This is a genomic window from Escherichia sp. MOD1-EC5950, from assembly GCF_002965345.1.
Lineage (GTDB): Bacteria > Pseudomonadota > Gammaproteobacteria > Enterobacterales > Enterobacteriaceae > Escherichia > Escherichia marmotae.
In genome coordinates this window covers 1-14,945 of the sequence record NZ_PTSR01000032.1, presented here as the reverse complement: position 1 = coordinate 14,945, position 14,945 = coordinate 1, and the positions used below count along the sequence as shown (strand labels likewise).

Sequence of the window (14,945 nt, the reverse complement as noted above, 5' to 3'; positions counted from 1 at the left end):
TGTAAAATCATATAAATGATACATAAGCATAACTGTATCGATTAAAATTCCTAATTAATAGAATCATCAAAAACCCAGAATGAAACAATGATGCATATCACAGAACACAATGTAATATAGCAGTTAGTATCTTTTTTATGGTGATATTCAATATGGCAATTTAATTTCATATATATTATGAATATATTACACTAAAAATCACCACTATATATTTCCGCGAAGACTAATATTGATAAAGCAAATTGATCAGTATTGCTTATCTAAAAATTTTAATTAATTATTCTGTTGAAAAAAACACTCTACACAGTGATATGCAATGAAACAAAATATTACCTGGGGACTACAAAAAATACAGGCGCATGGGATCTCCGATAACACAATTTATGCGACTGCAGGAACCCAAATTATCTTCACCGTTACCACTCCCTGGATCCCTGTTTTTGAGGCAAATGATGATGTAAAGATTGCCCTCAGTCTGACCCGCCACGAAGAGGCATGGTGGATAATTAATCAGTCTGATGAATATTGTTGCACGGTAAATGATCAAATTGTCGAGCCGCATCACCGTATGCGCCTGAACGAAGGAGACTTGATTGAATGGGGATTATCTTCATGGTGTCTTGTGCGCGGTAACCTACCATCCACGGCTTTACACGTGGAAAAGACGACAGCGCAGATTACCGCTTCACCAAAAACAATGATTGAGTATCTCGATCTCGACTGGTTTCGACAACAGCAAACACAACCGCAAAACCCGTTCGATATCATTCCGATCCACGGCGCAGTCACCACAGAAGTTGCCCCAGAAACAGATAACCCACTCCCCCTTCTTTATCAAGAATACCGCCAGGCGTTGTCGTCCCCCGAACAGGATATTCATCACCATGTTGATCCTTTTCCCCTGTACGAAGAGGCAGTCACACAGGATCTGACCTCCTTATGCAGCCTGACCTCTGAAACTGATACATTGCAGGATATAGTCACTGGTGGGCTAAGTATTGACGCGATTCTCGATGTGCTGGATACCACCGGCGAAGAAGAAACCACCTGGCCTGTCGAAACGATTCTCCCCGATATCCTGCATCTGCTTTCCCCGGAATATGCACAGGAAACGATACATAACGCCATTCTACCCGACCTGACACAACGTGAGCACCGCATCATCGGCATTGACAGTCATTACCGGGTCACCCCGGTACAACACGGAGATATTTATCATGACAAATAATAACGTGCTACCGGCGATGTTGTCGGCGCTGTTGCGGGATTATTCTGTAGCGGAAGGAATTCAGATAGCGGAGCAACAGGTAAAGAAGCAGCCGACGTTGGCTTCACATCGGCACAATCTGTTTCAGTTATTGTGCGTGACAGGCTGTTGGTCGCGGGCGCTACAACAAATTCAGCTTTGCGCCCGAATAGACGCTAATTATACCCGAGAGGCTCAGATATTTGGGGAGCTGATCCGCTGTGAGATATACCGCCACACCTGCTTTCAGGGGGAACAGCGTCCCGGTTTTATTCTCTCCCCGCCCGCGTGGATGGAGAATTTGCTGGCCGCCCTCACCGGTAACACCCGTGGTGAAGCGCAGGAAGCTGATGTCCACCGCAACCGCGCACTTGAGGCCATCACAGACACTACCGGGCAGTGGAATGGCGGTAAATTTGACTGGATTAGTGACAGTGATTCCCGTACCGGCCCGGTACTCGAACTGATCGCGGGCGGTGTATATATCTGGCTGCCATTTTCACAAATTCGTTCGCTGAAATCGCTACGGCCCGTGCATCTGACCGATTTGCTCTGGAAACCCGTCAACATCACCCTGCATAACGGTGACACGCACAGCGCCTGGCTGTTTTCCCGCTACAGCGGTTCTGAAAGTGCTTCTGACACCTTACGCCTTTGCCGGGAAACCGTCTGGCAGGACGGGCCAGGAGATACCCTGGTTACGGCACTGGGACAAAAAATGTGGCTCACCAGTCACGGCGATATCAGCCTGCTGGATATGACCGCCTGTACCTTTAATGCGCCCGAAGGTAGTGACGCATGAGCGACTTTCGCCTGCGCCATAGCAACCACCTGATGCCTACATTGTTTGATCGACTGTGTGACGATGCTCCACAGCAGAAGCGCGACCACGATATCAGCGTCAGTCCGGTACAGCTCAGGGAGATCATCCGTAGGGATTTGTCATTTTTGCTCAACACGGTCAGTCATGAAGATAATATTGATGCCGCGCGTTACCCGCAGGCTGCGGCTTCCGTACTGAACTACGGTCTGCCGCCGCTGGCTGGCAGCTTTCTGTATGAACACAAATGGGACGATATCCGCAGGGCCATTTTACGTACCATCATTCGGTTTGAACCCCGCCTGAAAGCATCCACTCTGCAAATCATCCCGCTCCAGGATGAGCGCCGCCAGAGCGGTCATAACACATTACAGTTTGAAATTCGCGGCGAAATCCTCACGCAGCCGTACCCTACAGCATTTCGGGTACGCAGCGTGCTGGATATGGAACAGAGCCACATTACATTTTTTTAATACAGAAGGTGACCGATGGATCCACGGCTACTGGAATACTACAACCGCGAACTGAGCTATCTGCGGGAAACGGGAGCCGAATTTGCCGCCCGTCATCCTAAAGTCGCCGCCCGGCTGGGTATGCATGGAACGGATATTGCCGATCCGTATGTAGAAAGGATGGTCGAGGCCTTCAGCTTCCTGACCGCCCGCACGCAGCTTAAAATTGATGCTGAATTCCCCCGATTCACCCAGCGTCTGTTGGAGGTCGTCAGCCCTAATTACGTTACCCCCACGCCCTCAATGAGTGTGGCGCAACTCCATCCCGACCCGGAAGAAGGTGATCTGGCAAAGGGGTTCACCGTACCGCGCAGCACTGCCTTTTTTTCCGCCATCCCGGAAGGTGAAAGCACCGCCTGTCAGTTTCGCAGCAGCCAGGATGTGACACTGTGGCCACTCGCCATCGAAGAAGCACGTCTGACCGCCGCACCGCCAGATATGCCCGCCCTGCACCGCTACCTGCCTGCTAACATTCACGTTGCTGGCGCGCTGCGTATTACCTTGCGCACCTTCGGTGAACTGACTTTCAGCCAGCTTGCCGGGCTGGACAGGCTGCCGCTTTATCTCTGCGGCGAGGAACGCACGGCCTCACACCTGTTCGAACTGCTGCATACCAGCGCTATCGCCACACTGGTTGGCGTTCCGGGCCATTTTGACGGCATGTTGGATGTGAACCTGAAACAGCCCGTCATGTATGAGGGTCTGGAGCCGGATCAGGGACTACTGCCGCTGGCGTGGAACGTATTCCACGGCCATAACCTGTTGCATGAATATTTCGCCTGCCCGGAGCGATTTTATTTTTTCACACCAACGGGACTGTCTGCCGGGCTACAGAAAATTCACGGCGGCGTGGCGGAAATCGTCATTTTGCTGAACCGCCTGCCGCCGGACTGGCTTACCCACCAGACGGATGCCACACAGCTCAGTCTATTCTGTACCCCGGTTGTCAACCTGTTCCCCCGAGTCACCGCCCGGATCGACGTCACGCACAGCACGACGGAGCAGCATCTGGTAGTAGACAGAACCCATCCACTGGATTATGAGGTGTTCTCGGTTCAGGAAGTGGAAGGGCTGGAAACTGACACCACACGGAAGATAGCCTTTCGCCCGCTCTACCACACGCGCAATAACGATGAAGGCAACCACGGGCGTTATTTTTCCCTGCGCCGGGAACCGCGCCGCTTATCAGAAAACGCCCGCCGTTACGGCACCCGAACCCCCTATACGGGTTCGGAAGTGTTCCTGTCACTGGTTGATCAGTATGAAGCGCCGTACCCGGAAAATCTGCGCCATATCACCATCACGGCCATGATAACCAACCGCGATCTCCCCTGTCTTATTACACGCAATGGCCGGAACGACCTGACCGTGGATGCGGCAATCCCGGTGGCGGGCGTCGGGCTTATCCGTCCACCGCGACCGCCGCAGCCCCCGCTGGCTGAACGTGAAATGGCCTGGCGGTTGATCCGCCAGTTATCTTTTAATTATCTGCCACTGGCCGATCTGGATCACCGCACCGGCGGCCAGGCGTTGCGCGATCTGCTGAGCCTGTTTATTCCGGCGCATGACAGTCCGCTGTCGCGTCAGGTGCGTAGTCTGGTTGGCTGCAAAACGACACCGGTCACACGTCGTCTGCCAGGTTCCGGTTTGCTGGTCTATGGTCGAGGCGTCAGTTGTGAACTGACCGTGGATGAAGAAGGCTTCTCGGGTATCAGTCCATATCTGTTCGGTCTGGTGCTGGAGCATTATATCGCCCGTCATGTTTCCATTAACACCTTCTCGCAAATGACGCTACACAGCATGCAGCGCGGCAGAATTATGACCTGGCCGGTCAGGGCTGGACAGCGGGGAAGCATATGAGCGGCAATTTCACGCAGGCGCAGGAAACTCCCTGGCGTTACGGTTTTCTGAACCTGATGCGTCGCGTTGATGTGCAGTTGTGCACCGTCCCGGCTGGCGGCACATGGCAACCGAGGATGGAAAAATTTCGCCTGGGACAAACACCTGCGCTGACCTTTGCACCAAGGGAAATCGCCAGTGTGAGCTGGCAGGAAGGACGACTGAACATCAGCCTTTACAGCCTCGGGCTGTGGGGGCCGAACGGCCCGCTACCGCTGCACTACACAGAACTGGCACATAACCGGACCGAAAGCCGCCGCGATCCGACACTAACTCGTTTTTCCGATCTTTTTCATCACCGCTGGCTGACGCAATTTTACCAGGCATGGCGCAGCGCTCAGTCCGCCGGGGGCGGTCTGGATAATCCGCAACATGACCGCTTTGCCTTTTATATCGCCAGTCTCAGCGGACAGGATTTGCGGGAATGCGCCGACAGCCCGTTGCCGGATCACGTTCGCCTTGCGGCATCGGCTCATCTGGTGCGTGAATCCCGCAATCCGGACGGACTGGCAGCCACGCTGGCGCACTATTTCGGCGTGCCATTCCGGGTACAGGAGTACGTTTTGCACTGGATAGCCGTAGCAAATGACGAGATCACCCGACTGGGCATTCCTGCCCCCTCTTCCGTTATTGGCAACGGCGCACTCATAGGACAGGCCGTACCGGACATGCAGTATAAGTTTCGGCTGGTCATTGGTCCGCTGACACTAGAGGATTACCAACGTTTTCTGCCTGGCGGCAATAATTTGCCGGTGCTGACGGAACTGGTTCGCGCCTTCACCGGTTTTGAATACTGCTGGGAAATTGAGCTACAGCTTAAACCACACACTGCACCTCCGGTTGTTACAGGCGGCCCATACCAGCTTGGCTGGACTGCCTGGGCTGGAAAGGCCATGCATGATAACCCGGTGACGGGCATGATTTTCGAACCTGAACACTATCTGGCGTACTGAGGATAATTTAATGGAAACATCTCTGGCTGACCCTGTTTCGGCTGTTTCGGCTGAATGCCCATGTGGCCCGGATCTGGAGTACGATCCTGAATACCTGCTGCTGTTCACCCGCGCAACGCCGCGTGAAGAAGCGCAATACGGCGATTTTGTCAGTACGCCGGAAACCATTAACTGGGCGGAGCTTGAGCGGGATGCCCGCCGCCTGCTGACGCGCAGTAAAGATATCCGTATTCTGGTTGTCCTGCTGCGCTGCCGTATCCAGCAGGCCGGTGCCAGAGGGCTGGCGGAGGCATTTACCTTACTGGAAATGCTGTGCGCCACGTACCCGGACACCATCCATCCACAACTGCTCGCGACTGAAGATATCACCGCCGAAGATGCTACAGTAGCACGCAGTAACGCGCTGTCGGCGCTGCTGGACCACGAAGGAGTAATGGCGGATATTCGTGGCATTATGCTGTCAAACAATGCTGCTATGCGCCTTCAGGTACGGGATGTGGAGCGTTCGCTGTCTGCATCACGCCCGACGGATGCGCTGGCACCAGAATCAGTACGCCAGCAACTGGCCGACCTGGAAGCTCAAGGCGCACTGCCGCTGGATGCCTTTCGCCAGGCCTCGGAAACCACAGAGCGCCTGCAATGTCATGCGCGTGCAACGCTGAATGATCATGCCCCGGACTTTTCGCGTCTTACACAGTTGCTGGCCCTATTGCCAGGAGCGGTGCAGAGCACCACGCCGGAGATCCCGCCGCAACCGCAGGCTGAACAGCCGGAGAACGCCGCCATCGATCATACTGAACAGATACAGGCAGAGCACGTTGTGCCACCGGTACATACTGCGGTGGGAATATCTCCGCTGCCCGGCGCAGAACCCCGGCAGATCCGTGACCGGAACGACGCGCTGGAACGTTTACGAGTTATACGTCGATGGTTTGAGCACAGCGAACCGAGCAGCCCGACTATTCCCTTGCTGCGCCAGGCGGAACGGCTGATTGGAAAACGCTTCTCGGAGGTAATAAATGAAATTCCAGCAGAACTGCTGGAGAAATGGGATGCGCTGGAATAACAGAAATGGACGGAATGTATAACGGCTGGCCATTATATTATGTGGCCATTTTTTAAATCATATCCTTTTTAATTCTGGGGCAACAAATTCCCTCAGCGTCCAAAACGACGAAAGCCCGAATCATTACTGATTCGGGCTTTCTGAATACTGGCGGAACGGACGGGACTCGAACCCGCGACCCCCTGCGTGACAGGCAGGTATTCTAACCGGCTGAACTACCGCTCCGCGTTGTGTTCCGTTGGGAACGAGGCGAATATTACGGACTGCCTCGTTCTTCGTCAACGGTTTTTCTCATCTTTTGAATCGTTTGCTGCAAAAATCGCCCAACGTGCTATTTTTAGCGCCTTCAACGGATAATTATGCCCGCCAGAGGCAGCTTCCGCCCTTCTTCTGCACCAGATCAAGACGGGCTTCATGCGCTGCAAGCTCTTCATCTGTCGCAAAAACAACGCGTAACTTACTTGCCTGGCGCACAATACGCTGAATTGTCGCTTCGCCTTGTTGCTGCTGTGTCTCTCCTTCCATCGCAAAAGCCATCGACGTTTGACCACCGGTCATCGCCAGATAAACTTCCGCCAGGATCTGAGCATCGAGTAATGCCCCGTGCAGCGTACGCTTACTGTTATCTATTTCATAGCGAGCGCATAACGCATCGAGGCTGTTGCGCTTGCCAGGAAACATTTTCCTCGCTACCGCAAGGCTATCGGTTACCTTACAGAAGGTATTGGTCTTTGGAATATCGCGCTTGAGCAGCGAAAACTCGTAGTCCATAAAGCCGATATCGAACGCTGCGTTATGGATCACCAGCTCCGCGCCGCGGATATAGTCCATAAACTCATCAGCTACGTCGGCAAACGTGGGCTTATCAAGCAAAAATTCATCGGCAATACCGTGTACGCCAAAGGCTTCCGGGTCTACCAGCCGATCGGGCTTCAGATAAACGTGGAAGTTATTGCCCGTCAGACGACGGTTCACCACTTCAACGGCACCAATCTCAATAATCTTGTGGCCTTCATAGTGCGCGCCAATCTGGTTCATACCGGTGGTTTCGGTATCGAGAACGATCTGGCGTGTAATTGCAGTGCTCATAGCGGTCATTTATGTCAGACTTGTCTTTTTACAGTTCGATTCAATTACAGGAAGTCTACCAGAGATGCTTAAACAGGTAGAAATTTTCACCGATGGTTCGTGTCTGGGTAATCCCGGGCCGGGTGGTTATGGCGCTATTTTACGCTATCGCGGACGCGAAAAAACCTTTAGCGCAGGCTACACCCGCACCACCAACAACCGTATGGAGTTGATGGCTGCTATTGTTGCGCTGGAAGCGTTAAAAGAACATTGCGAAGTCATTTTGAGTACCGACAGCCAGTATGTCCGCCAGGGGATCACCCAGTGGATCCATAACTGGAAAAAACGGGGCTGGAAAACCGCAGACAAAAAACCGGTAAAAAATGTCGATCTCTGGCAACGTCTCGATGCCGCGTTGGGTCAGCATCAAATCAAATGGGAATGGGTTAAAGGCCATGCCGGGCATCCGGAAAACGAACGTTGCGATGAACTGGCTCGCGCAGCAGCGATGAATCCCACGCTGGAAGATACGGGCTATCAAGCCGAAGTTTAAGCCTGCGGCTTACGAAATTGCCGGGTGGCGCCAACCGCCTGGCGAATTCGCGGTTTGTTTTTGCTCTGTTTCATCGGGTTGAGCGTTAGAGGAATAGTCCGTTTCCGGGCAACAATAAGTTGTAAGCAACCAAGCGCAGGAATATGCGTGCTCAATAGTTTTCCACCATATTTGTTCCACGGGAGAACATGGAAACGGCTGGCATGCACTACTTCAAAATTCAACAAAGAAAGCCAGTCCAGTTGCCGCATCAGGGTAAACATCCGGCTATTATAGGGCGATGTTTTTCGCAATACCGGCACAAGTTTACGTAATCCCATTAAACTGATGGGATTGAAGCCAGTAATAACCAGCCAACCATCATCAATCAATACCCTATCGGCTTCGCGTAATAAACGATGCGGGTCAGTGCACCACGGCAACGTATGCGCCAGTAGACAAACATCGACGGATTTATCGGCAAAAGGAAGATGAAGCGGATCCGCCTGCACTTGTACGGGCGTTCCTTGTGCAGAAACATTCACTTGATGAGAAACCGCGCACGCTTCGCAATTGATTTCTGCGCTTAAATTGCCAATCTTAAGCAGATGAAAACCATACATTTTAGCGAACCATGGGTTGAGCTGACGCTCCAGCGCCTTGCGATAAAGCTCTCCCCAGGGCAAATCGCCCCAGCAATCAGGAGCCACGACAGTTTGAGGGTTCCTTGCCGGTTTCATCACAACCTTCCGTTTCGCACTGAGAGGTAATCTATGAATCTTAACAGTATTTCCGCCTTTGATGACAATTACATCTGGGTTTTATCTGATGAAGCAGGTCGTTGCCTGATTGTCGATCCGGGAGAGGCAGAACCTGTATTAAAGGCGATTTCAGATAACAACTGGCAACCAGTAGCGATTTTCCTCACTCACCATCACCACGATCACGTTGGCGGTGTAAAAGAACTGGTAGAAAAGTATCCGCAAATTGTGGTGTATGGACCCGAAGAGACACAAGATAAGGGAACAACGCAGGTAGTCAAAGATGGCGATACTGCCTTCGTTTTAGGGCATGAATTTAGTGTAATTGCTACACCAGGTCACACTTTAGGACATATCTGTTACTTCAGCAATCCTTATCTATTTTGCGGCGATACTTTGTTTTCTGGAGGATGCGGGAGGATATTTGAAGGTACTCCACCACAGATGTATCAATCACTTAAAAAACTAAGTGAACTTCCTGATGATACATTGGTGTGTTGTGCTCATGAATATACTTTATCAAATATGAAGTTTGCCTTGAGTATTCTTCCGCACGATTTGTCCATAAATGATTATTATCGTAAAGTTAAGGAGTTACGGGCAAAAAATCAAATAACACTCCCCGTAATTCTGAAAAATGAGCGACAAATTAATGTTTTTTTGAGAACAGAAGATATTGATTTAATTAATGTAATTAATAAAGAAACATTATTGCAACAACCTGAAGAGCGTTTTGCATGGTTAAGGTCAAAGAAAGATAGGTTCTGATAAAACTTTCTTGTCATTGGCTTCGTTCGCCGTTATGATCGGTCGTCTTTTAAGCAACTATTGACACACACATGAAGGCAAAAGCGATATTACTCGCCTCTGTCCTGCTCGTAGGTTGCCAGAGTACCGGTAACGTTCAACAGCACGCACAGAGCCTTTCTGCAGCTGGTCAAGGGGAAGCAGCAAAGTTTACAAGTCAGGCACGATGGATGGACGATGGGACGTCTATCGCGCCAGATGGTGACTTGTGGGCTTTCATAGGCGACGAGCTAAAGATGGGAATTCCGGAAAATGACCGGATTCGCGAACAGAAACAGAAATATTTACGCAATAAGAGCTATCTCCACGATGTAACTTTACGGGCAGAGCCGTATATGTACTGGATTGCCGGGCAAGTTAAAAAACGTAACATGCCTATGGAACTGGTACTACTACCCATAGTGGAGAGCGCTTTTGATCCTCACGCAACGTCTGGCGCCAATGCCGCAGGCATCTGGCAGATCATTCCGAGCACAGGGCGCAATTATGGTTTGAAACAGACCCGCAATTATGATGCGCGTCGCGATGTTGTTGCTTCAACAACGGCTGCGCTGAACATGATGCAGCGTCTGAACAAAATGTTTGACGGCGACTGGCTTCTGACCGTAGCGGCTTATAACAGCGGCGAAGGTCGAGTCATGAAGGCAATTAAAACGAACAAAGCGCGTGGTAAATCCACAGACTTCTGGTCGTTACCGTTGCCACAGGAAACGAAGCAGTACGTGCCTAAAATGCTGGCATTGAGTGATATTCTCAAGAATAGCAAGCGTTATGGCGTACGTCTGCCGACGACCGATGAAAGCCGTGCTCTGGCGCGTGTACACCTGAGTAGCCCAGTTGAAATGGCGAAGGTTGCAGATATGGCGGGAATTTCTGTCAGCAAGCTGAAGACATTCAACGCTGGCGTAAAAGGTTCCACGCTGGGCGCAAGTGGTCCGCAATATGTGATGGTGCCAAAGAAACATGCAGATCAACTGCGTGAATCTCTGGCTTCAGGCGAAATTGCTGCCGTACAATCAACACTGGTTGCCGACAATACGCCACTTAACAGCCGTGTTTACACCGTACGCTCTGGCGACACGCTTTCAAGCATCGCTTCACGTCTCGGCGTAAGCACAAAGAATTTGCAGCAGTGGAACAATCTGCGCGGTTCTAAGCTGAAACCCGGCCAAAGTCTGACGATTGGCGCGGGTAATAGCGCACAGCGGCTGGCAAACAACAGCGATAGCATTACGTATCGTGTGCGCAAAGGCGATTCGCTTTCAAGCATTGCTAAGCGTCACGGCGTGAACATCAAAGATGTGATGCGCTGGAACAGCGACACTGCGAATCTGCAACCAGGCGATAAGCTGACGTTGTTTGTAAAAAACAACAACATGCCAGATTCCTGACAAACCAGATAACAGAAAGGCACCGATTCCCCCGGTGCCTTTTTTATTTATGCCGCTTTATGAGCTTCAATCATAATAGTATCACTGGTGAAAGAGCCATCATTCTGCAAGGCAAAATACGTTTTCACCTCTGTAGATGCGCTCTGTTGGTAAACACGAATAGCGTCTGCTAATACTTCTGGCGTGCGCATTCTCGCGACCCACGAAGAAAATTCCAGCGGCAATTTATCGGTGATCAAGTTATCAACAACCAGACTGGCTTCATTGACTAACGCCAACCATTCGCCGCTGGAGTAGTTGCGCACGTGAGAAGTATCACGTAACGCTTCTACCGTCTGTAACCAAATATCGCGCACCGAATGACCCGGTGACATCACATCCATCACAATCAACAGACCACCGGGCTTCAGTACCCGATTCACTTCACGCAGTGCCGCACCGACATCATGCCAGTGATGGGCAGAATAACGACTGATAACAATATCAAAAGAGCGATCGGCAAATGGCAGGCATTCAGCATATCCCTTGCGAGTAGTGATATTTGTCAGTTGCCGTGCATTGGCCGCTTGTGTAACAACATCCAGCATTTGTGAAGATAAATCATACGCCACCACCGCCTGCACATTTTGCGCCGCGACAAAGCTGGCATGTCCTGCTCCACAGCCCATATCAAGCACGCAAGCTTCAGGATATCCGGCCAGACGCGCAGCCAGACGCTGCAAGTCTCGCCCGGATGCATGCACGGTACTGGTTAAATACTCACTGGCCTGCGAGCTAAACTGCTTTTCTACATGGTCATGGTGGGATTGTGTTGTCATTGCGCTGTCCTTTAGTTGTTTGAGTATTAAAGGGCAGCGCCAAACATTGGTCTGCCCTGTGGCAGACCTGACATACCTTATTTATCAGGCTTGCCGGGACCGAATTCAACGAGTAGCGGATTGTGATCGGAAGCGCGCGTAACCAGTACGGAAGCTTCACTAACATTCAGCCCACGGTAGAAAACAAAGTCGAGCGGACGACCAAACGCCCGACGGCGTTGATCATCAGTAAAACGCACCTGACGCAGCGACATTTCCCGCGCAAAGCGGTATAAGGCATTCATCCTTCTACGGCTCCAGGCATTGAAATCTCCCGCCATAATGACCGGGCCGCTGTGGTGGGCTATCTGATCGCCAATAGGAAGTAACTGCTTACTATAGACATCCACGCCCAGGCTGAAGTTAACGGCGTGAATATTCACCACCATCAATAAACGCGTATCTGGCAATGGGTAGACCGTCACCAGCGCCGACTTTGCCAGACGCAAAATAGGTTCTCGTTCACGTAACGGACAGCAATAAACAGGATGCGCCGCCGAAAGCGTCATAACACCGGAAGGATGTTGTGGCAGTACGAAAGCAGGCACCTGATCAGCGGCGAGATAGTTAGCGGTCGCAAACTGCACTAACTCTGGTGTTGTTTGCGCTTCCTGCAATAACACCAGATGCGCATCTTTGCCGTAATTTTTCAGTACCGACAACCATTCAGCACGTTGCTGTTTGTAAATGTTCCACACCAGGATCCGAATACGCTCTTCGGTACTTAACGGCTCTCCGGGGGGTAATGCCTGGCCGATGCTCGCAAAAGACCCTGGCGGTAAGATCCTTTCCGCAGGTTGTCCGGCAACATAGCGCATGGCATAGGTGTTTTTTCGCACTTTTGACTTTGAAACCTCTATTACGTCAACCCTTCCGCACTCGGGAGGGTTCTACTGTTATAGGGATTTTAGCTCACTCTTTCAACGAGCAATTGTATATTGTTATGTAAGCAAGTGCTTACATCGGACAGAATTTGGCTCATCATTGATGATCATTAAATCGGATGACTTATCACCTGTCCGAATGGTTTAATAACAAATAAATTCAAAATCTCTTTTATATTTTGCAACAGGAGCAAAAATGAAAGCCACGTCGGAAGAACTCGCCATTTTTGTTTCGGTAGTCGAAAGCGGAAGTTTTAGCCGGGCGGCAGAACAATTAGGACAAGCGAACTCTGCGGTAAGCCGGGCGGTGAAAAAGCTGGAGATGAAACTTGGCGTTAGCCTGCTTAATCGCACCACGCGGCAACTTAGCCTGACGGAGGAAGGGGAACGTTATTTTCGGCGTGTGCAGTCGATTTTGCAGGAAATGGCCGCAGCAGAATCAGAAATCATGGAGACACGTAATACGCCACGCGGACTGTTACGAATCGATGCCGCGACCCCCGTGATATTGCACTTTCTGATGCCGTTGATTAAACCATTTCGTGAACGCTATCCGGAAGTTACTTTATCGCTAGTCTCCTCCGAAACCATTATTAATTTGATCGAAAGAAAAGTGGATGTTGCGATTCGCGCCGGCGCATTAACGGATTCCAGCCTCCGAGCCAGACCGTTGTTTAACAGCTATCGAAAAATTATCGCCTCCCCCGATTATATTGCCCGCCACGGGAAGCCAGAAACTATCGACGATTTAAAGCAGCATGTTTGCCTGGGATTCACTGAACCAGCCTCCCTCAATACCTGGCCGATAGCCTGTAGCGATGGGCAATTACATGAGGTGAAGTACGGTTTGTCATCCAATAGCGGGGAAACGCTGAAACAGCTTTGCCTGAGTGGCAACGGGATCGCGTGTTTGTCTGACTATATGATCGACAAAGAAATTGCACGTGGTGAACTGGTAGAGTTAATGGCAGATAGAGTACTGCCAGTGGAAATGCCTTTCAGCGCCGTTTATTACAGCGACCGTGCAGTGAGCACCCGTATACGAGCCTTTATCGATTTCCTTAGTGAGCATATAAAAACAGCTCCCGGAGGAGCTGTCAGAGAAGTTTAATCCCATTCAGGAGCCAGACCTTCCGGACTTACGAGGCGGTCGTTGCAATCCAGCGTGGCGATCGCTTTTTTGTCTTCGGCATCAAGCTGTAAATTTACTGCCTGCAGGTTACTCTCCAGATTTTCGCGTTTAGTAGAAGAAGGAATAACCGAGTAACCTTCCCCCATCGCCCATGCCAGAATCACTTGTGCCGGAGTCGCATTGTGTTTCGCGGCGATACGAGCAATAACCTCATCTTTCAATGCCTTCCCATAAGCCAGCGTCATGTAGGAGGTAATATGAATGTCGTGCTGTTTAGCCCAATCGACCACTTTATGGTTTTGCAGATAAGGAGAGAGCTCAATCTGGTTGGTGGCGATGTTTTCAGCGCCAACAGCAGTAATCGCTTTTTCCATCAACGGGATGGTGAAGTTGGAAATACCGATCTCACGCGTCAGCCCTTGTTTTTTCGCTTCCAGCAGCGCCTGCATAAACTCTTCTACTGATACCGCATCATTTGGTGACGGCCAATGGATCAGTGTCAGATCGACATAATCGGTACGTAATTTTTGCAGACTATCCTTCAAACTCGGGATCAGTTTGTCTTTGCTGAGATTTTCAATCCAGATTTTAGTGGTGATATAGAGTTCATTACGTGGTATGCCGCTTTCTGCAATCGCCTGACCTACAGCAGCTTCGTTATCATAGATTTGTGCGGTATCAATTGCGCGATAGCCAAGTTCCAGCGCGGTTTTTACTGATGCAATAACAACGTCATCCTTCAGACGGAAAGTACCTAAACCAAATGCAGGGATAGCCATAATATGCCTCTTTTAATGATATGTTCGTTAACTGAGATGATTATGGACTTCAGATTGTTGCGGAAAAAGAGCGTAAAATGCAGAGGATTTTTGCGATTCTGGCAATAATGAAATTGCAGACGAAAAAAAACCTCGAGCGTTAACTCGAGGCTTCTTAATAAGTGGCGGAACGGACGGGACTCGAACCCGCGACCCCCTGCGTGACAGGCAGGTATTCTAACCGACTGAACTACCGCTC

General features: G+C 50.7%; 15 protein-coding genes and 1 tRNA gene. 10 read left to right on the top strand and 6 right to left on the bottom strand.

Annotated elements, in window-relative coordinates:
* Positions 1 to 316: 316 nt before the first annotated feature.
* The 6 genes from tagK to BEA93_RS20895 are packed head-to-tail and all read left to right on the top strand — an operon-like array spanning position 317 to position 6,496.
* Entirely contained in the window at positions 317 to 1,228 is a 912-nt protein-coding gene (gene tagK / locus BEA93_RS20920; RefSeq protein WP_000812393.1) for a type VI secretion system-associated protein TagK, read from the top strand.
* Positions 1,218 to 2,048, top strand: coding sequence for a type VI secretion system accessory protein TagJ (locus tag BEA93_RS20915; protein WP_105225020.1), 831 nt, complete (start codon positions 1,218 to 1,220; stop codon positions 2,046 to 2,048). Before tagK ends, BEA93_RS20915 begins: the two co-directional genes overlap by 11 nt.
* A complete protein-coding gene (gene tssE / locus BEA93_RS20910) occupies positions 2,045 to 2,539 on the top strand; it encodes a type VI secretion system baseplate subunit TssE (protein WP_001515754.1) in 495 nt (164 codons plus the stop codon). Before BEA93_RS20915 ends, tssE begins: the two co-directional genes overlap by 4 nt.
* 15 nt (positions 2,540 to 2,554) lie before the next feature.
* Complete coding sequence (tssF, locus tag BEA93_RS20905; RefSeq protein ID WP_105225021.1) at positions 2,555 to 4,438, top strand: type VI secretion system baseplate subunit TssF; 1,884 nt, start codon at positions 2,555 to 2,557, stop codon at positions 4,436 to 4,438.
* Positions 4,435 to 5,430 carry a type VI secretion system baseplate subunit TssG gene (gene tssG, locus BEA93_RS20900; RefSeq protein WP_016262898.1) on the top strand — a complete coding sequence of 332 codons (996 nt, stop codon included), beginning with the start codon at positions 4,435 to 4,437 and terminating at the stop codon, positions 5,428 to 5,430. The genes tssF and tssG overlap by 4 nt, the downstream gene beginning before the upstream one ends.
* Positions 5,431 to 5,440: 10 nt before the next feature.
* Entirely contained in the window at positions 5,441 to 6,496 is a 1,056-nt protein-coding gene (locus tag BEA93_RS20895; RefSeq protein WP_105225022.1) for a type VI secretion system protein TssA, read from the top strand.
* A 148-nt stretch (positions 6,497 to 6,644) separates the two neighbouring features.
* On the opposite strand, the gene BEA93_RS20890 is transcribed toward BEA93_RS20895, so the two are convergent.
* Together BEA93_RS20890 and dnaQ are read right to left on the bottom strand one after the other, a co-directional pair.
* A tRNA-Asp gene (locus tag BEA93_RS20890) sits at positions 6,645 to 6,721 on the bottom strand.
* A 132-nt stretch (positions 6,722 to 6,853) separates the two neighbouring features.
* Entirely contained in the window at positions 6,854 to 7,585 is a 732-nt protein-coding gene (gene dnaQ, locus BEA93_RS20885) for a DNA polymerase III subunit epsilon (RefSeq protein ID WP_010379295.1), read from the bottom strand.
* Positions 7,586 to 7,649: 64 nt separating this feature from the next.
* On the opposite strand from dnaQ, the gene rnhA reads away from it, so the two are divergent.
* Positions 7,650 to 8,117, top strand: a complete 468-nt coding sequence (gene rnhA, locus BEA93_RS20880) for a ribonuclease HI (protein ID WP_000917882.1) — start codon at positions 7,650 to 7,652, stop codon at positions 8,115 to 8,117.
* Here the strand turns inward: rnhA and BEA93_RS20875 are convergent.
* On the bottom strand, positions 8,114 to 8,836 hold the full coding sequence (locus tag BEA93_RS20875; protein ID WP_001515751.1) for a class I SAM-dependent methyltransferase: 723 nt from the start codon (positions 8,834 to 8,836) through the stop codon (positions 8,114 to 8,116). The genes rnhA and BEA93_RS20875 overlap by 4 nt on opposite strands.
* Positions 8,837 to 8,869: 33 nt before the next feature.
* Here BEA93_RS20875 and gloB point away from each other — a divergent pair, with 33 nt between their 5' ends.
* Together gloB and mltD are read left to right on the top strand one after the other, a co-directional pair.
* Positions 8,870 to 9,625, top strand: a complete 756-nt coding sequence (gene gloB / locus BEA93_RS20870; protein ID WP_001515750.1) for a hydroxyacylglutathione hydrolase — start codon at positions 8,870 to 8,872, stop codon at positions 9,623 to 9,625.
* Positions 9,626 to 9,696: 71 nt separating this feature from the next.
* Positions 9,697 to 11,055, top strand: a complete 1,359-nt coding sequence (gene mltD / locus BEA93_RS20865) for a murein transglycosylase D (RefSeq protein WP_000644687.1) — start codon at positions 9,697 to 9,699, stop codon at positions 11,053 to 11,055.
* Between the two features lie 47 nt (positions 11,056 to 11,102).
* Here the strand turns inward: mltD and BEA93_RS20860 are convergent, their stop codons facing one another.
* Positions 11,103 to 11,873, bottom strand: a complete 771-nt coding sequence (locus BEA93_RS20860; protein ID WP_000211694.1) for a class I SAM-dependent methyltransferase — start codon at positions 11,871 to 11,873, stop codon at positions 11,103 to 11,105.
* Between the two features lie 77 nt (positions 11,874 to 11,950).
* Positions 11,951 to 12,751 carry an endonuclease/exonuclease/phosphatase family protein gene (locus BEA93_RS20855; protein ID WP_001230982.1) on the bottom strand — a complete coding sequence of 267 codons (801 nt, stop codon included), beginning with the start codon at positions 12,749 to 12,751 and terminating at the stop codon, positions 11,951 to 11,953.
* A 241-nt stretch (positions 12,752 to 12,992) separates the two neighbouring features.
* Between BEA93_RS20855 and yafC the strand changes: the two genes are divergently transcribed.
* On the top strand, positions 12,993 to 13,907 hold the full coding sequence (yafC, locus tag BEA93_RS20850; protein WP_000648552.1) for a DNA-binding transcriptional regulator YafC: 915 nt from the start codon (positions 12,993 to 12,995) through the stop codon (positions 13,905 to 13,907).
* Here yafC and dkgB read toward each other — a convergent pair.
* Positions 13,904 to 14,707 carry a 2,5-didehydrogluconate reductase DkgB gene (gene dkgB / locus BEA93_RS20845; RefSeq protein WP_038354861.1) on the bottom strand — a complete coding sequence of 268 codons (804 nt, stop codon included), beginning with the start codon at positions 14,705 to 14,707 and terminating at the stop codon, positions 13,904 to 13,906. The two genes, yafC and dkgB, sit on opposite strands and share 4 nt — an antisense overlap.
* Positions 14,708 to 14,945: the final 238 nt, after the last annotated feature.